At 65.6% G+C, this 16,220-nt stretch carries 17 protein-coding genes; 11 read left to right on the top strand and 6 right to left on the bottom strand.

Translation table 11 applies throughout. The features are described 5' to 3' along the window. Positions 1-81 precede the first annotated feature (81 nt). Positions 82-942, bottom strand: coding sequence for an Rv1157c family protein (locus ASH04_RS04725; RefSeq protein ID WP_052073689.1), 861 nt, complete (start codon positions 940-942; stop codon positions 82-84). A 301-nt stretch (positions 943-1,243) separates the two neighbouring features. Here ASH04_RS04725 and ASH04_RS04730 point away from each other — a divergent pair, with 301 nt between their 5' ends. Further along, complete coding sequence (locus ASH04_RS04730; protein WP_057472832.1) at positions 1,244-2,461, top strand: mannosyltransferase; 1,218 nt, start codon at positions 1,244-1,246, stop codon at positions 2,459-2,461. Here ASH04_RS04730 and ASH04_RS04735 read toward each other — a convergent pair. Continuing rightward, positions 2,406-2,687 carry a 4a-hydroxytetrahydrobiopterin dehydratase gene (locus ASH04_RS04735; RefSeq protein WP_032365352.1) on the bottom strand — a complete coding sequence of 94 codons (282 nt, stop codon included), beginning with the start codon at positions 2,685-2,687 and terminating at the stop codon, positions 2,406-2,408. The genes ASH04_RS04730 and ASH04_RS04735 overlap by 56 nt on opposite strands. Positions 2,688-2,701: 14 nt before the next feature. On the opposite strand from ASH04_RS04735, the gene ASH04_RS04740 reads away from it, so the two are divergent. After that, complete coding sequence (locus ASH04_RS04740; protein ID WP_032365353.1) at positions 2,702-3,127, top strand: (deoxy)nucleoside triphosphate pyrophosphohydrolase; 426 nt, start codon at positions 2,702-2,704, stop codon at positions 3,125-3,127. On the opposite strand, the gene ASH04_RS26855 is transcribed toward ASH04_RS04740, so the two are convergent. Then, positions 3,093-3,269 (bottom strand): hypothetical protein, encoded by a 177-nt coding sequence (locus ASH04_RS26855; RefSeq protein WP_094609726.1) that lies wholly within the window; start codon positions 3,267-3,269, stop codon positions 3,093-3,095. The genes ASH04_RS04740 and ASH04_RS26855 overlap by 35 nt on opposite strands. 175 nt (positions 3,270-3,444) lie before the next feature. Here ASH04_RS26855 and typA point away from each other — a divergent pair, with 175 nt between their 5' ends. The 6 genes from typA to ASH04_RS04770 all read left to right on the top strand — a co-directional run bounded on the left by typA (position 3,445) and on the right by ASH04_RS04770 (position 9,663). Continuing rightward, positions 3,445-5,382, top strand: coding sequence for a translational GTPase TypA (typA, locus tag ASH04_RS04750; protein ID WP_032365354.1), 1,938 nt, complete (start codon positions 3,445-3,447; stop codon positions 5,380-5,382). A gap of 103 nt (positions 5,383-5,485) precedes the next feature. Beyond that, the gene (locus ASH04_RS04755; protein WP_057472833.1) at positions 5,486-7,267 is read left to right on the top strand and encodes an ABC transporter family substrate-binding protein; all 1,782 of its coding nucleotides are present in this window, start codon (positions 5,486-5,488) and stop codon (positions 7,265-7,267) included. Next, positions 7,264-7,959, top strand: a complete 696-nt coding sequence (locus ASH04_RS04760; protein WP_057472945.1) for a haloacid dehalogenase type II — start codon at positions 7,264-7,266, stop codon at positions 7,957-7,959. The genes ASH04_RS04755 and ASH04_RS04760 overlap by 4 nt, the downstream gene beginning before the upstream one ends. Before the next feature lie 106 nt (positions 7,960-8,065). Next, positions 8,066-8,959, top strand: a complete 894-nt coding sequence (mshB, locus tag ASH04_RS04765; protein ID WP_057472946.1) for an N-acetyl-1-D-myo-inositol-2-amino-2-deoxy-alpha-D-glucopyranoside deacetylase — start codon at positions 8,066-8,068, stop codon at positions 8,957-8,959. Positions 8,960-8,986: 27 nt separating this feature from the next. Next, positions 8,987-9,145, top strand: a complete 159-nt coding sequence (locus ASH04_RS26860; RefSeq protein ID WP_008714214.1) for a hypothetical protein — start codon at positions 8,987-8,989, stop codon at positions 9,143-9,145. Between the two features lie 65 nt (positions 9,146-9,210). Continuing rightward, positions 9,211-9,663 (top strand): hypothetical protein, encoded by a 453-nt coding sequence (locus tag ASH04_RS04770; protein ID WP_057472834.1) that lies wholly within the window; start codon positions 9,211-9,213, stop codon positions 9,661-9,663. Here the strand turns inward: ASH04_RS04770 and ASH04_RS04775 are convergent. Genes ASH04_RS04775 through ASH04_RS04785 form a run of 3 tightly spaced genes read right to left on the bottom strand, consistent with a single transcriptional unit; the run spans position 9,590 to position 12,311 of the window. Continuing rightward, the gene (locus ASH04_RS04775; protein ID WP_057472835.1) at positions 9,590-10,291 is read right to left on the bottom strand and encodes a uracil-DNA glycosylase; all 702 of its coding nucleotides are present in this window, start codon (positions 10,289-10,291) and stop codon (positions 9,590-9,592) included. The genes ASH04_RS04770 and ASH04_RS04775 overlap by 74 nt on opposite strands. Before the next feature lie 26 nt (positions 10,292-10,317). Continuing rightward, positions 10,318-11,835 (bottom strand): PH domain-containing protein, encoded by a 1,518-nt coding sequence (locus ASH04_RS04780; protein WP_057472836.1) that lies wholly within the window; start codon positions 11,833-11,835, stop codon positions 10,318-10,320. Next, positions 11,832-12,311 carry a PH domain-containing protein gene (locus ASH04_RS04785; RefSeq protein ID WP_032369653.1) on the bottom strand — a complete coding sequence of 160 codons (480 nt, stop codon included), beginning with the start codon at positions 12,309-12,311 and terminating at the stop codon, positions 11,832-11,834. The genes ASH04_RS04780 and ASH04_RS04785 overlap by 4 nt, the downstream gene beginning before the upstream one ends. Before the next feature lie 134 nt (positions 12,312-12,445). On the opposite strand from ASH04_RS04785, the gene ASH04_RS04790 reads away from it, so the two are divergent. The 3 genes from ASH04_RS04790 (at position 12,446) to fdxA (ending at position 16,216) form a co-directional block, all read left to right on the top strand. Continuing rightward, positions 12,446-14,986 (top strand): bifunctional FO biosynthesis protein CofGH, encoded by a 2,541-nt coding sequence (locus ASH04_RS04790; RefSeq protein ID WP_268793664.1) that lies wholly within the window; start codon positions 12,446-12,448, stop codon positions 14,984-14,986. Positions 14,987-15,022: 36 nt separating this feature from the next. After that, positions 15,023-15,778: a hypothetical protein gene (locus ASH04_RS04795; RefSeq protein WP_057472838.1), complete on the top strand. Its 756-nt coding sequence runs from the start codon at positions 15,023-15,025 to the stop codon at positions 15,776-15,778. Between the two features lie 114 nt (positions 15,779-15,892). Continuing rightward, positions 15,893-16,216, top strand: coding sequence for a ferredoxin (gene fdxA, locus ASH04_RS04800; protein WP_027498080.1), 324 nt, complete (start codon positions 15,893-15,895; stop codon positions 16,214-16,216). Positions 16,217-16,220 lie beyond the last annotated feature (4 nt).

Genomic DNA, 16,220 nt, shown 5'->3' on the forward strand with positions numbered 1-16,220 from the left:
CTTTTCTCCGGCCAATAAGCACGAAAACAATTCGCCCCCGGCTTCGAGGAAGCCGGGGGCGAATTGCTGTGGTCTCGTGAGCTACGGAACGTAGACCGTGCCGATCGTCGGCAGGAAGTTGCAGCTGCGCGGCGGCGCTGCGGCGTCTTCCTTGGACTGAGTGGTGATCGATCCGGACACCACGGACAGCACGCGACCGGGGCCGGTGTCGGCGATTGCCGACAACGTCGCGGGGCCGTCGGCGTTGATCTTGGCTGCGCCGGTCAAGTCCTGGGTTCCCGATCGGCGGTTGTCGATGTTGAGCCACGTCACGGTGAGCGGAGCAGACTGCTGCGCGGCGAGAGGCGCGGTGCCGAGGGCGGTGAACACGAAACCGGCCTGGCCTGCAGCCGGTCCGGGGGGCGGCAACGTGGCCGGTCCGGGAACGGCCAAGGCGGTTCCGACGGAATCTGCGGTGTCGGAGATGCAGCCCTTGCCCAGGGTCGGGTACAGGAACTGTGCGATGACGGGGCCGTCGGCGGGCAGTTCGGGCCCGCCGCCGCCGGATCCGTCCAGGAAGGTGATGACCGATTCCAGCAGCGACTTGACCTGGTCCGGAAGCTGCGCGGTTTCGAGAAGGGCGCGAGCCTGGCCGAGGAGATCTGCTGCGGGAGCGGCACCCACATCGGCCGGTCCTGCAGCTGCACCGACGATGGCAGGCGCGAAGGACGCGAGTGCCTCGATGTCGGAGAGGTTGGGCAGGGGTTCACCGGCAGCGGGCAGGAACTGGGCGATCAGCGCTGCGGGATCGGCCGGAGCAGCCGGCAGATCTGCCGGAGCCATGGGCACCAGAGGCTGAGCGGATGCGCTGGTCGGCACAACGAGTGCGGCGGCTGCGGCCACAGCCAGAGCTGTGACGACGCGACGCGTTCCGCGAGTACGAAGCACGGTGATATTCCCCATTCTGATCATGACGCAGGTCCACGGCGACAGCCGGTGCCCGAGGGGTCACTCTATGTAGAGCGATCCCGGATGTACAGCCGTAGTAGGTCCAGTCCTCCCCGGCTGAACTCTATCGAGGATTCTATGGGCCACGCGCTGCGAATTCTCCGCAGAATCGAACAATAGCGTGTTACACGAGTTACCAGTGTGAAAGGTGATGTAAATGTTACGAGCGGATCGGCACGGTTAGGGTGGGTATCGATCGCCCTATAAGCTCGGCTGTCGATAAACGGCATCGATACCGAACGGAACCACACGCACCGTGAACCGACTTGTTCGGCTGGCCCCCGTTCTGCTGGCAGTTTCGGTGATCAGCCGATTCGTCTGGGCGTTCGTCACCCCCAACGGTATGAACCTCGTCGACCTGCACGTCTACGTCGAAGGCTCCGCTGCGCTGCTCGGCGACAACCTGTACGACTACACGTACTCGGTGCAGACCCCGGACTTCCCACTGCCGTTCACGTATCCACCGTTCGCTGCCCTGGTGTTCTTCCCGCTGCACTATCTGCCGTTCACGGTGGTCGGCATCGTCTGGCAGGCCGCGACGATGATCGCGCTGTTCGCAGTGGTCCGGCTCGCCCTGTCGATGGTTCTCGGCGACGACCGGGCCGCCGAGAACCACTGGGTGAGAATCGCCATGCTGTGGACCGCGCTGGGGCTGTGGTCCGAGCCCGTACGCACCACCCTCGACTACGGCCAGGTCAACGTGTTCCTGGTGCTGCTCGCGCTACTCGCAGTACGCAGCTCGCGCTGGTGGGTGGCGGGCGGACTCGTGGGCTTCGCCGCGGGCATCAAGCTGACCCCGGCCATCACGGGCCTGTACTTCCTCGCCACTCGGCGGTGGAAGGCCGCGGCGTTCTCGGCGGTGGCATTCGCACTCAGTGTCGCGGTCAGCTACGCGGTGCTGGGGCGTCAGGCGGCCACGTACTTCACCACGTTGCTCGGCGATGCCGACCGCATCGGACCCGTCGGCTCGGTCTGGAATCAGTCTCTGCGTGGAGCTCTGAGCCGGATCGTGGGCGAGGACGTCGGCCAGGGACCGCTGTGGATCGCCGCCGCAGTGATCGCCGTGGGCCTCGCTGTGCTGGCATGGCGAGCACTCGATCGCCGCGACCACCTGGGAACCCTGGTCATCGTCCAACTCCTGGGCCTGTTGGTGTCGCCGATTTCGTGGTCGCACCACTGGATCTGGGTGATTCCGATGGTGATCTGGCTGCTGCACGGGCCGTTGCGCGATATCGCCGGAGCCAAGATCGTTGCCGGCTACTGGCTGGTGACGGTCACGGTGGGGGTGCCCTGGTTGCTGAGCTTCTTCCAGGAATCGATCTGGACCATTCCCCGTCCCGGCCTCGAGGCCTGGGCCGGTGCCGTCGACGTGATCGGATCGGCCCTGTTCCTCGGCTGGGTCGCCTATGCGGGACGCATCAATTCGCGATCAGTGCATCGATCCGACGCGCCAGATCCACGTCCTTCTGCGTGAGACCGCCGGCGCTGTGCGTGGACAGCGTGAACGTGAGCGTCCGCCACCTGATGTCGATGTCGGGGTGATGGTCCGCCGCCTCCGCGGCGTCGGCCACGCGGTTCACCACCTCGATCGCGGCGGGAAACGACGTCAGCTCGACGGTGCGAGTCAGAGATTTCTCCGCCACCGTCCAGTGGGTGAGCTGTGCGTCCTCGATATCGCGGTCGGTCAGCAATTCGGTCATAGAAAGATGGTGGCATGTCCGGTACCCCTACCGCTGTGGTTGTCGCGGCCGCGTTGATCGACGACGGTCGTCTGCTGCTCGCGCAACGAACGCGTCCGCCGGAGTTGGCCGGTCGGTGGGAGCTGCCCGGCGGCAAGGTCGAGCCGGGGGAGTCCGAGGACGTCGCACTGGCTCGCGAACTACGCGAGGAACTGGGGGTCGAGTGTTCGATCGGTGCCGCGCTCAGTGGAGACGTCGAACTTCCCGGTGGCATGGTGTTGCGGGCCTACCGAGCCTCGATCGTCTCGGGAACCCCTGCGCCGCTGGAGCATTCGGCTCTACGGTGGGTCGATGCCGCGACGCTGCCGACGGTGGATCTGGTCGATGCGGACCGACTGTGGCTGCCGGACCTACAGGAAATTCTGCTCACTTCGCCCGAGCGGTCTTCAGACCTTTCTTGAGGTCTTTCTTGGTCGCGCCCGCGGATTCCAACTTCTTCATTCGCATGATCACGACGGGGCATTTGATGCAGCGAACTTTCTTGCGGCAGCATTTTTTCTTGGGCTTCATCCCCGAGACATCTGCGGCCTTTATCTTGCCCATGAGCACCAAGACTAATGGGTGGCGCAGGTCACAGACCTGAGGGTGGCGCGGGGCACTGCCGGACTACGGGTAAACTCGATCAGTCGCGAGAACCTCGCGGTGCAGCGCGCTTCTCTAGCGACATAAGCCCGCTAGCGAACAAGAGCCCGCATTCGACTCCAGGAGAATTTTTCGCGTGAGCGCCCCAAGCAGTGCAGACAACATCGACAGCACCACTACTTTTCGCAACGTCGCCATCGTTGCACACGTCGACCATGGCAAGACCACCCTGGTCGACGCCATGCTTCGGCAGTCCGGCGCGTTCGAGGAACGTGCCGAAGCGATCGACCGCGTCATGGACTCGGGTGACCTCGAAAAAGAAAAAGGCATCACGATCCTGGCCAAGAACACGGCCGTTCACAAGCGCAATGCCGACGGCACCATCACCGTCATCAACGTGATCGACACCCCCGGCCACGCCGACTTCGGCGGAGAGGTCGAGCGCGGCCTGTCCATGGTCGACGGCGTCGTCCTTCTCGTCGACGCATCCGAGGGCCCGCTGCCGCAGACCCGCTTCGTGCTGCGCAAGGCGCTCGCCGCGTCGTTGCCGGTGATCCTGGTCGTCAACAAGACCGACCGTCCCGACGCGCGTATCGAAGAGGTCGTCTCGGAGAGCCACGATCTGCTGCTCGACCTCGCGTCCGATCTCGACGACGAAGCGTCCGAGGCAGCCGAGCTCGCCCTCGACCTCCCCGTTCTCTACGCCTCCGGCCGTGAGGGCAAGGCCTCGAAGGTCCAGCCCCAGAACGGACACGCTCCCGACGCCGAGAACCTCGACGAGCTGTTCGAGGTTCTGCTCAGCTACGTCCCCGCGCCCAAGGGCAACGTCGACGCGCCGCTGCAGGCACACGTCACCAACCTCGACGCGTCGGCCTTCCTCGGCCGCCTCGCCCTGGTTCGTATCCACAACGGCCAGCTCTCCAAGGGCCAGACCGTCAGCTGGATGCGTGAGGTCGACGGCGAGCCCGTCGTCCAGAAGGCAAAGATCACCGAGCTGCTCAACACCATCGGCGTCGAGCGCGTTCCCGGCGAGAAGGGTGTCGCAGGAGACATCGTCGCCGTCGCTGGCTTCCCGGACATCATGATCGGCGACACCCTCGCCGATCTGGAGAACCCGGTCGCGCTGCCTCGCATCACCGTCGACCAGCCGGCCATCTCGGTCACCATCGGCACCAACACGAGCCCGCTCGTCGGACGCGTCAGCGGCCACAAGCTCACCTCGCGCATGGTCAAGAGCCGCCTCGACCAGGAGCTCATCGGTAACGTCTCGCTCAAGGTCCTCGACATCGGTCGCCCCGATGCCTGGGAGGTCCAGGGTCGTGGAGAGCTCGCGCTCGCCATCCTCGTCGAGCAGATGCGTCGTGAAGGCTTCGAGCTCACCGTCGGCAAGCCCCAGGTGGTCACCCAGCAGGTCGACGGCAAGCTGCACGAGCCCTTCGAAGAGCTGATGGTCGACACACCGGAGGAATACCTCGGTGCAGTGACTCAGCTGCTCGCCGCACGCAAGGGCAAGATGGTCCAGATGACGAACCACGGCGCAGGCTGGGTTCGCATGGAATTCATCGTTCCCTCGCGTGGCCTGATCGGTTTCCGCACCGAGTTCCTCACGGACACTCGCGGCACCGGCATCGCCAACGCCGTCTTCCACGGTTACGCGCCGTGGGCCGGCGAGATCCGCGCCCGCCACACCGGCTCGCTCGTCTCGGACCGTCACGGCACCGTGACCCCGTTCGCGATGATCCAGCTGGCCGACCGCGGCACGTTCTTCGTCGAGCCGGGCGCAGACACGTACGAGGGCATGGTCGTGGGCATCAACCCGCGTCAGGAAGACCTCGACATCAACGTCACTCGCGAGAAGAAGCTGACCAACATGCGTCAGTCCTCCGCCGACGTCATGGAGACCCTGGCCAAGCCGAAGAAGCTGGACCTGGAAATGGCCATGGAGTTCTGTGCAGGCGACGAGTGCGTCGAGGTGACCCCGGAGGTCGTCCGCGTCCGCAAGGTGCACCTCGATTCCAACGAGCGCGCCCGTGAGCGTTCGCGCAGCAAGACGCGCGACAAGGCTGCTCTGTAAGACAGATCCTGTACGGCAGAAGCGACGTGTCACCATCGTGGGACGTCGCTTCTGCCGTACCTGTAGCCGATCACGAAGGAGATCCTCGTTGCGTAACGTACTGATGCCGGTGGTTCTGGCCTCCGCCACTGCCCTGGTACTCACCGCATGCACCGCGGATCCACCGCCACCGATCGAGAGCGTCGAAACTCCGGTCACCACGACGACCGTGCCGTCGAAGACTGGCGACCCCGTAGTCGTGGCGATCGACGACGTGGGCATCGGGTTCAACCCACATCTGCTGGCCGACCAGTCGCCCGCCACCGCTGCGGTCAGTTCGCTCGTGCTGCCCAGCCCGTTCCGCCCCACCCTGAACCCCGACACCGGCGTGACCACGTGGGAGCCGGACCTGTCGCTGTTGATCTCCGCCGAAGTGACATCTCAGTCTCCGTTCACCATCCGGTACCAGCTACGCAACGAGGCCCAGTGGTCCGACAGCGCACCCATCGCGGCCGAGGACTTCCGGTACCTCTGGCAGCAGATGATCACGCAGCCGGGCGTCGTCGATCCGGCCGGCTACGCACTGATCAGCGATGTTGCCTCTTCGGGCGGCGGCAAGACCGTCGACGTCACCCTCGAGTCGCCGTATCCGGCGTGGCAGCGATTGTTCGCCGACCTCGTGCCCTCCCACTTGCTCAAGGATTCGCCCGGCGGCTTCGAGGGTGGCCTCACCGACAACGTGCCGGTCTCCGGTTCGCGGTTCAACATCAAGACCGTCGACCAGGGCCGGGACGAGATTCTGCTGGAACGCAACGATCGATTCTGGGACCAACCCGCCTCGCCCGACCAGATCCTCATTCGGCGCGGAGGCACCCCCGCACAGTTGGCCGATTCGTTGCGGTCGAGTGATGCGCAGATCGCACAGGTTCGGGGTGGGTCTGCGACGCGCGCGCAACTCTCGGCAATTCCCGGGGTCCGCACCGACACGATCCACCAATCACGAGTGTTGTCGATGACCGTGAACGGCCGAGCACCGAACATGTCGGAGTCGCTTGTGCGGCAGGGGATCATGGGTCTGCTGGACCCGAACCTGCTGGCCACGGTCGGGGCCGGAGGAGGGGCGACGGATCGCCGAGCAGCAGCGCAGTTGTCGTCGCCATCGGACCCCGGTTACACCGCGACCGCACCCGCCCCGATCGGCAGAACCGCGGCCCTCGACCTGCTTCGCCGCGCCGGCTTCGTTCCGACACCCGACGCGATCGTGACGTCGACGCCGAGCGCGAGTGCATCCACGACCTCTGCTGCGCCACCGACCACCAGCGCGCCGACCACGAGCGCGCCGGCTCCCGGAGTGCCCCGACTCGCAGACGCCGGCGGTACCGCGCTGCGATTCGTCATCGGCGCCGTCGAGAACGACGACATCGCACTGGCCGTGGCCGGCACCGCCGCGGACGAGCTCGTCAGTGCGGGTATCGACGCGACCGTCACTCCGCTGCCCGCGGACGAGTTGTACTCGACGGCGCTGACCGAAGGCGACGTCGACGCCGTGGTCGGGTGGACCAGTGCGGGCGTGGACCCGGCAACGGCCCTGGCCTCGCGCTTCGGCTGTGTTGTCGAGCCGGCTCCGGGGAGCAGCGGCAGCGTGGACGCCCCGCGCAATCTGTCCGGTCTGTGTGTTCCGGAATTGCAGCCGACGATCGACCGCGCCCTGATAACCGGCGTCGACGCGACGATCGTTGCCGAGGAGATCGAACCCAAGCTGTGGTCTCTGGCGTCGACGCTGCCGATCATGCAGGACCAGTCCGTGGTGGCTGCGGTGCCGGGTATCACCGGCGTCTCGCTGACCGGGCCGGTGGAGGTCGGCATCTTCGCCGATGCCGCGAAGTGGATCCGGACGGTCCGGTGAACACCGTGCGCTTGCCTCGGGTGATCATCTTCGACGTGAACGAGACCCTGTCCGATATGGCTCCCATGGCGGCGCGATTCGCCGACGTCGGAGCGCCCGAGCACCTGTTCCCGACGTGGTTCGCAGGAGTGCTGCGGGACGGGTTCGCGCTCGCGGTCGCAGGTACCGCTCGGCCGTTCGCCGAGGTCGGTTCCGGTGTGCTCGAGGCGTTGCTGTCCGATGCCGCGATCGATCGCCGGTTGGACGATGCAGTGGACCACATCATGGCCGGTTTCGCCGAGCTCGAGGTGCATCCCGATGTGGTCGCCGGAGTGAATGCGCTTGCAGCGCTTGGTATTCGGATGATCACCCTCAGTAACGGGTCCGCGTCGCTCGCGCAGTCTCTGCTCGAACGAGCCGGCGTGCGGAGTGCTTTCGAGTTGCTGCTGTCGGTCGAGGACGCCGGACGGTGGAAGCCGCACGCCGATGCCTACCGCTACGCGTTGGAGCAGTGCGGTGTCGAACCCGGCGACGCGATGCTGGTGGCCGTGCACCCCTGGGATATCGACGGTGCGCACCGGGCAGGCCTGTCGACGGCGTGGCTCGATCGCGAGAACCGTCCCTATCCCGACCATTTCGTGCCTGCCGATGTGACAGCGCAGTCGTTACCGGATGTGGCGCGAATGCTCGGCGTGCGACGCGGCGAGCAATGAACGGCTGCCCGACCCAGAGACCGAGACAAACGATGACACAGCGAGTAGCGAGCGACGAGGCATGACGGAACAGGTTGTGACAGAGCAGGTTGTGACAGAACAAGCGATGACGCAGCCGCAGCGGTTGCTGCTGGTCCATGCGCACCCGGACGACGAGAGCATCACCACCGGCGGGACCATCGCCCATTACGTGCGCGCGGGCGTGGACGTCACCGTGCTCACGTGCTCGCTCGGTGAAGAGGGTGAAGTGATCGGCGATACGTGGGCCGATCTCGTGGTCGACCGAGCCGATCAGCTCGGTGGCTACCGAATTCTGGAGCTACATCGCGCACTCGCGGCGTTGGGCTGCAACCCGCCCCGCTTCCTCGGTGGTGCCGGCCGCTGGCGAGATTCTGGAATGGCCGGAACCCCGGCTGCTCTCAAACCGCGCGCATTCGTCAACGCAGACCGGCAGGAGGCGCTCGGGGCGCTCGTGTCGGTGATCCGCGAACTCAGGCCTCAGGTCGTCGTCGGTTACGACCCCGAGGGTGGCTACGGACACCCCGATCATCAGCAGGTCCACTCCCTGGTGACCGAGGCGGTCGAGGTCTGTGGAACGGACGCCCATCCCGCGGCCGGAGCTCCGTGGGAGGTGGCGAAGTTCTACTGGACCGTCACCGGCCGCGATCAACTGGACGCGGGACTCCGGGCGATCGCCGATATCCCCGAGGGGTGGCGCATGCCCCTCGACGGCGAGTTGCCGAGTGTGGCCGAGGACATGATCACTACCAGCATCGACGTTCGCGGTGTGCTCGACGCGAAGACCGACGCGTTGCGTGCGCACGCCACGCAGGTGACGGTTGCGCCCTCGGGTACCGAGTACGCACTCTCCAACGACATCGTTCAGCCGATCCTGCTCGACGAGCAGTACGTACTCGTGCGGGGCGTGCTCGGCTCCGACGGGGCGGGCAGGGAGAACGACTTGTTCGCGGGCGTACTAGGCTGTGTTCCGAATCACTGATCTCATGACAACAGGGGCGGAACACACATGTACAACTGGGTAGTGCAGGACGCAATCGTCGCGTTCGTCGATTCTCTCAAGCCGCAGTTCGGCGCACAGGCAGATCTGTACCAGTACGTTCTGGGTCAGATCGCCATGGGTGCGAGCAACTTGCTCACCTCGCTGGGCTATCCGCCGGTTTCCTGAGTGCCGGTGCCCGGTTTTCGACTGCGGTGCACTGAAACGACCCGGGCCAAGGCAGTATTGGGCGCATGATCTCGAAGGCCGCATCCAATACTGTCGCCCTGGTGTCGTGGGCGACGGTCGCAGTACTGGTGTTCGACGGCTTCCTGTCCGGAATCCTGTCGGTCTTCTTCCTCCCGACCTACGTGGGGTCGGTGCAGTTTCCCATCAGCGCGTTGCTCGGGGGCATCGCGAACGTCGCTCTAGTTCTGGCCGCGCGTAAGGTCGCCGAACGGCCGATCTGGGTGGCGTCGCCGCTGATCGGATGGCTCGTCGCAGTAGTGCTGTGCATGTTCGGCGGCCCCGGCAACGATGTTCTGCTGCTGGCCGACTGGCGCACGATGCTGCTCATCGTGGCCGGTGCCGGGCCGGCCGGTGTGCTGCTGTTCATGTTCAGAATGAAAGCCATCACAGCAAGCGTGCGTGCCGACCCGCATTCCGGAGCACGTCCTCGATCATCGTCGGAGTCAGCAGTCCGGTGAACGTGTTTCGCTGACTGACGTGGTAGCTGGCGAACACGGTGATCGTGCCCAGATCGAGCTGCACGCCGTGACCGAATTTCGGTGCAGGCCTGGGTATTTCCCACCCGTTCGCGGCGAGAATCGGTAGCAGCGACTGCCAACCGAACGCCCCGAGCACGAGAATCGACTTCAGTCGCGGACGCAGCAAGCGCAATTCGTCGTCGAGCCAGGGGCGGCACCGATCGCGCTCGGCGGGAGTCGGCTTGTTCTGCGGCGGAGCGCAGTGCACGGGGGCTGCGATACGAACTCCGTTGAGCGTCAGCCCGTCGCCGATGTGCGTCGCGGTCGGTTGGCTGGCGAGCCCGACGGCATGCATGGCTCGGTACAGCACGTCTCCGCTGCGGTCCCCGGTGAACATCCGTCCGGTGCGATTGCCGCCGTGGGCGGCCGGGGCGAGCCCGACGATCAACATCGACGCATCGGCCGGGCCGAAGCTGGGAACGGCTCGCCCCCAATATGTTTCGTTGGCGAACGCGGCGCGCTTCTCGGCAGCGACCTGTTCGCGCCACTGCACCAGCCGTGGACAGGCGCGACACTGGGACACCGCCAGGTCGAGCTGCGCGATGGTCTGCGGGCGCTCTTTCTTCATCGGCTCCTTCTTTATCGGCTACGTTTTCACGTGCTGGGTCGAAGCCAGATGTCTCCGGCACCCGGTGTGACGGCGTCGATCATGGCCCACGCGTTCTCGATGGGTATGTCGACCACCTCGTAGCGTCCGACGCCCGCCGGTGTCGCTGCCACGACGGTGGCCACGCCGGCGCGACGTTGGAAGAACGTCTGGCGCACCGTCCAACCGATGATGCCGCCGGCTTCGAGGCTGTGCCGGGTGCGGTCGAGCGATCCGTGCTGGGTGATCAGCCAGCCGGGCAGGACGGCGTGCCCGAGGCCGCGGTAGCGGTCTTGAGCAAGTCCGACGGCGGCCACGAACAGCACGGCCACGGCGATCCACGCGAGGATCGGGATCGGTGCGCCGAGAGACTGCGCAATTCCCAGTCCGGCCGCGACGACGAGCAGCGGTAGAACGGCCCGGGTGTAGCGGCGTCGCCGCGCGGCAGGTCCGTGCTGCAGAAGCGGGCGGTCGGCAGTGCCGTGCATGCCTGCGTCGCCGAGCACCGTGGTCATCATGCGCAGCGCCTCGGCCCGCGGAGCCTGGGGGAGCAGCAGCGACGATTCCTTCTTCTCGGCGCTCACTCCGGTCATGATGGCGTCGAGTCGAGCCCCGCCGACCGACCTCAGTAGTAGTGGTAGCGACAGAGAAGTGCCGCGCAGTCTCTTGCGGTCGAGGGTCGACTGACGGGTGCGGAGCAGCCCGTGGCTGACGTGCAGGGTGCGACCCTGGTCGGTGACGGTCAGGTTGCCGTAGGTGATCAGGTATCGAACGCAGGCGAAGATGCTGGACACCACGAGGAGCACAATCAGTGCGAGGACGACGAACAGGGCGATGCCGAACCGTTGCGCCGATTCGACGCCGTTCGAGATCACCGACGTCTCCGCCAACGTTTGTCCGATGCCGTACTGGAACAGCACGCCCACTGCCGCGGCGATGGTGACGATGCCGGTGATGGAGAATGGCGCGAACCGCACCCACGAGAATTGCCAATGTGCAATCTCGACCCCGGGATCGGCTGCGGCAACGGGCATTCCGTCGCTCGGCGTTGTTCGGCCCGACACTCGCTGCAGCAGTTCGCCGCGAAGCTCCGGCACCAGAGACGTGTCGAGAGCGTTGAGCTCGAAAGCCTCGCCTTTGCCCGCCTGCTGGCCGGTCCCGATGCGGAGAATGGACAGGCCGAGCACCCGGTGCAGTACGTTCGCTTCCACGTCGACCGACCGAATCCTGTTGCGCGGAATGGACAGTACTTTCTTCTGCAGTACGCCGGTGCGCAGTTGTACGTGCACCGGCCCGATCCGGTAGCTGGTGGTGAACCAGCGCGCAATCGCGAACACGACGACGACCGCGAGGATGCCCAGACTCCAGTAGTGATTACCGCTCTGACTGCCGACGAAGAACGAGATCAGCAGTACCGGCAGGATCTTGATGCCCTCGTTCACCGGATGCACCAACAACATTCGCTTGTCCAGGCGCAACCACGGCTGCTCCTCCTCGACTGCCAGCAACTCCGCCTGATCGGTCATGTGGCATCTCCGACGGTGCGGCCGGCGATATCGGTCAGTCGCGTGACGGTCTCGTCCGCAACGGCCTGATCGAGTGCGGTGATCTTCACCGCGCCCGCCGACGATGCCGTCGTCACGGTGACCGTCGCCAACCCGAGCAGGCGATCGAGTGGTCCGCGCTCGGTGTCGACGGTCTGCACCCGCGAGATGGGGGCGATGCGTCGTTCTTGGCTGAGCCAACCGGTGCGGGTGTACACGGCGGTGTCGCTGATCTCCCAGCGGTGCACCCGGTAGCGCCACTGCGGCACGATCGCGAGGTGCAGTGCGGTCAGCACGACCGATACGACGAGGACGGTGACGTGCAGCCACGACGTCCGGTTCGAGTCGACGAAAAACCAGACGATCTGAGCGATGAAGACCGGTAGCCACAGCAGTCCGGCGCTCAGGGTCCAGAGCAGACGCGCACGGGGAGAAGGCTGCCACTGTGGGTCTGTCATCGTTGTCACGGTACAAACCTAGCGCTGCCCCGTCGTGCGCGTTGTGCGCCCTTCCGGGTACGCAAAACGCGCACAAGGGCCGCAGGCCCACCCGCGGGTGGCACGTGCGTACCAAGAAGGCGCATGATCGACTGGTGACTTCGCAGCCTGATACCGCTCCAGCCGCCTCCGCCATGCGCCGCGTTCTGCGTCGCGCCCGCGACGGGGTGTCGCTGAACGTCGACGAGGCAACCGTCTTGCTGCACGCTCGCGGTGACGACCTCGTGGATCTGATGACGTCGGCGTCCCGGGTACGGGATGCCGGGTTGGAGTCGGCGGGCCGTCCGAAGACCGTGTCGTATTCGCGCAAGGTGTTCGTGCCCATCACGCGGTTGTGCCGCGACAAGTGCCACTACTGCACGTTCGTCACGGTGCCGGGCAAGCTCAATGCGGCCGGGCACGGGATGTTCATGGATCCCGACGAGATCATCGACGTCGCCCGCAAGGGGGCCGAGTTGGGCTGCAAGGAGGCGCTGTTCACGCTCGGCGACAGGCCGGAGGAGCGGTGGCCCGAGGCCAAGGCGTGGCTGGACTCACGCGGCTACGACTCGACTCTGGACTACGTGCGCGCGATGTCGATCCGGGTGCTCGAGGAGACCGGCCTGCTGCCGCATCTCAATCCCGGAGTGATGTCATGGCAGGAACTCTCGCGCCTCAAGCCGGTGGCCCCCTCGATGGGCATGATGCTCGAGACCACCTCGCGTCGGCTGTTCGAGGAGAAGGGGCAGGCGCATTACGGCAGTCCCGACAAAGATCCCGAGGTTCGGCTGCGCACGCTGACCGACGCGGGCCGGCTCAACATTCCCTTCACGACGGGCATCCTCGTCGGTATCGGTGAGACGTTGCGGGACAGGGCCGAGTCCATCATGGCAATTCGTAAGGTGCACAAGTCTTTCGGTCATGTGCAAGAGATCATCGTGCAGAACTTCCTGGCCAAGTCCGATACCGCGATGCGGTCGGTGCCCGACGCCGGTCTCGAAGAATTCCTGGCGACCATCGCGGTGACGCGCATGGTGGTCGGTCCGTCGATGCGAATTCAGGCCCCGCCGAACCTCGTCGCAGCGGAGGAGACCGCCGCGTTGCTCGGCGCAGGCGTCGACGATTGGGGCGGTGTCTCGCCGCTGACTCCCGACCACGTCAATCCCGAGCGGCCCTGGCCGAACCTCGACACTCTCGCCGAGTTGTCGGCGGCCGCCGGTTACACGCTCGTGGAACGTACTGCCGCGCAGCCGCAGTACGTGTTGGCCGGTGCACCGTGGATCGACCCGCGAATCTCGGCACACGTGCGGGCAGTGGCCGACCCGGAGACCGGGATGGCACGCGAGGGCGTCAACCCGACCGGTCTGCCGTGGCAGGAGCCGGACGAGGAATGGGAGTCCTCGGGACGCGTGGATCTGAACACCGAGATCGACACCCAGGGCCGCAACACCGAGACGCGCTCGGATCTGGCGAATGCGTTCGGCGACTGGGATTCCATTCGTGAGCAGGTGCGCGATCTGACCGGTCTCGAACGAGTCGACCGCGACCTGGTGTCGGCATTGACAGCAGCGGAGAAGGACCCGGCCGGTCTGTCGGACGAGCAGTACCTCGCACTGGCGACGGCCGAAGGCCCCGGCATGGACGCCGTTGCCGCGCTCGCCGACGATCTGCGTAAGCAGGTCAACGGGGACACCGTCACCTACGTGGTGAACCGGAACATCAACTTCACCAACATCTGCTACACCGGATGCCGTTTCTGTGCGTTCGCGCAGCGCAAGGGTGACGCCGACGCGTTCACGCTGTCCACCGCCGAAGTCGCCGACCGTGCGTGGGAAGCGCACGTCGTCGGGGCCACCGAGGTGTGCATGCAGGGCGGCATCGACCCCGAACTGCCGGTGACGGGATACGCCGATCTGGTCCGTGCGGTCAAGGCGAAAGTGCCGTCGATGCACGTGCACGCGTTCTCGCCGATGGAGATCGTCAACGGGGCCTCCCGCGGCGGCCAGTCGATCCGCGAGTGGCTCACCGAGCTGCGGGCCGCCGGCCTGGACTCGATTCCGGGTACCGCCGCAGAGATTCTCGACGACGAGGTGCGGTGGGTGCTCACCAAGGGCAAGCTGCCCGCAGCCGAGTGGATCGAAGTGATCACCACCGCGCACGAGGTGGGCCTGCGATCGAGCTCGACGATGATGTACGGCCACGTCGACAATCCGTCGCACTGGGTCGGGCATCTGAACGTGCTCAAGAAGATCCAGGATAAGACGGGCGGGTTCACCGAGTTCGTGCCGCTGCCGTTCGTGCACCAGTCGTCGCCGCTGTATCTGGCGGGTGCCTCGCGGCCCGGCCCGACCAATCGGGACAACCGCGCGGTGCATGCTCTGGCCAGGATCATGCTGCACGGCCGTATCGACAACATTCAGACCTCATGGGTGAAATTGGGAATCACGGGTACACAGGCGATGCTGAACGGAGGCGCGAACGATCTGGGCGGGACCCTGATGGAAGAGACGATCTCGCGCATGGCGGGTTCGCAGAACGGTTCGGAGAAGACCGTCGCGGAACTGCACGAGATCGCCGACGGCATCGGACGACCGGTTCGTCAGCGCACCACCACGTACGGCCCGGCACCGGCGGTGTCGGTCGCCGGCCTGATCTGACCTACAGGTCTTTACCCGAAACGGAGTTTGCCCGACATGGACGACCGTCGAGTCGCCGCGGTACTGAGCAGTGCCGTCGCCATCATTCATCCCGTGCTCGACATCCTGGCCACGCGTGACCCGATCGGACTGAAAGGACGGACGTTCCGCGAGTCCTCCGTGGACGATTCGACTCTCGACAACGTCATCGACTTCCTGGCCAAGGCGTTCGACACCACCGACTTCCCGGGCACCGCCGGCTGGGAAAAGCTCGACAGTGATGCTCGTTCGCAGTGGTGGGTCAATCGCATCGGAGCTCTCAACACTGTCGCCGTCGCCTTCCCCGGCGTCTTCGGCATCCTGGTCAACCGTTTGCCGATCCAGGATCTGCTCGGGTTCGCCAACCAGGCGATGGTGCTCGTCGCCGTGGCTCGCGAATCCGGAGTGACCGACCGCGAGACGCACGTGGCGCTGCTCGGGTCGGTGCTGTGCAAGCGTGACCTGACATCCTTGGCCGACAGTGCTCCTGCGAAGGAGGAAGAATCGCCGAAATCCGGCCCGTTCGCACTGGTGCGCGGAATGTGGCAGATCGCCAACGTGCTGCGTGACGTGGCAGGCGAGTTGGAGAAGCGCCCGCATCCACGCGGGTTCTATCGGGTACTCGGAGCCATCCCGCTCGTCGGTGGCGTCGCCGGATATCTCGGTGAGCGGGGCGCACTGTCGCGCGCTGCCAAGCAGGGACGCAAGTGGCTCGCCGCCCACAAGACGGCGTCGGCTTCGGTGGCCCAGCCCGCGAAGCAGCTCCGGCGATAGCAGGCCGGAGCAGGTGAGGTCACCCTGGTCGGATTGCCCCAGGTTCGGACCGCGATACTAGGATGCTGAGGGCGCGAGAGCGCCCACGATCTATACAAGGAGGGGAGAGCAGCAGTGACCTACTCGATTGCAGAACCGTGCGTAGATGTACTGGACAAAGCGTGCATCGAAGAGTGCCCGGTGGATTGCATCTACGAGGGTAACCGAATGCTGTACATCCACCCCGACGAATGCGTCGACTGCGGAGCCTGCGAACCCGTGTGCCCCGTCGAGGCCATCTTCTACGAAGACGACGTGCCCGAGCAGTGGAGTGCATACGTCAGCGCCAACGTCGATTTCTTCGACGATCTCGGATCTCCGGGTGGCGCAGCGAAACTCGGCAAGACCGACTACGACCCGCCGTTCATCAAGGCTCTGCCTCCCATGGGCGAGAACTGACGCC

This window comes from Rhodococcus sp. Leaf233, assembly GCF_001426165.1.
GTDB classification, from domain to species: domain Bacteria; phylum Actinomycetota; class Actinomycetes; order Mycobacteriales; family Mycobacteriaceae; genus Rhodococcoides; species Rhodococcoides fascians.

Excerpts from the sequence above, each read along its gene's own strand:
- ASH04_RS04725 (WP_052073689.1), bottom strand. The coding sequence starts at position 942 with ATGGGGAATATCACCGTGCTTCGTACTCGCGGAACGCGTCGCGTCGTC.
- ASH04_RS04735 (WP_032365352.1), bottom strand. The coding sequence starts at position 2,687 with ATGACCGAATTGCTGACCGACCGCGATATCGAGGACGCACAGCTCACC.
- ASH04_RS04755 (WP_057472833.1), top strand. The coding sequence starts at position 5,486 with ATGCCGGTGGTTCTGGCCTCCGCCACTGCCCTGGTACTCACCGCATGC.
- ASH04_RS26860 (WP_008714214.1), top strand. The coding sequence starts at position 8,987 with ATGTACAACTGGGTAGTGCAGGACGCAATCGTCGCGTTCGTCGATTCT.
- ASH04_RS26855 (WP_094609726.1), bottom strand. The coding sequence starts at position 3,269 with ATGGGCAAGATAAAGGCCGCAGATGTCTCGGGGATGAAGCCCAAGAAA.
- ASH04_RS04775 (WP_057472835.1), bottom strand. The coding sequence starts at position 10,291 with ATGAAGAAAGAGCGCCCGCAGACCATCGCGCAGCTCGACCTGGCGGTG.
- ASH04_RS04780 (WP_057472836.1), bottom strand. The coding sequence starts at position 11,835 with ATGACCGATCAGGCGGAGTTGCTGGCAGTCGAGGAGGAGCAGCCGTGG.
- ASH04_RS04770 (WP_057472834.1), top strand. The coding sequence starts at position 9,211 with ATGATCTCGAAGGCCGCATCCAATACTGTCGCCCTGGTGTCGTGGGCG.
- ASH04_RS04785 (WP_032369653.1), bottom strand. The coding sequence starts at position 12,311 with ATGACAGACCCACAGTGGCAGCCTTCTCCCCGTGCGCGTCTGCTCTGG.
- ASH04_RS04740 (WP_032365353.1), top strand. The coding sequence starts at position 2,702 with ATGTCCGGTACCCCTACCGCTGTGGTTGTCGCGGCCGCGTTGATCGAC.
- mshB (WP_057472946.1), top strand. The coding sequence starts at position 8,066 with ATGACGCAGCCGCAGCGGTTGCTGCTGGTCCATGCGCACCCGGACGAC.
- ASH04_RS04795 (WP_057472838.1), top strand. The coding sequence starts at position 15,023 with ATGGACGACCGTCGAGTCGCCGCGGTACTGAGCAGTGCCGTCGCCATC.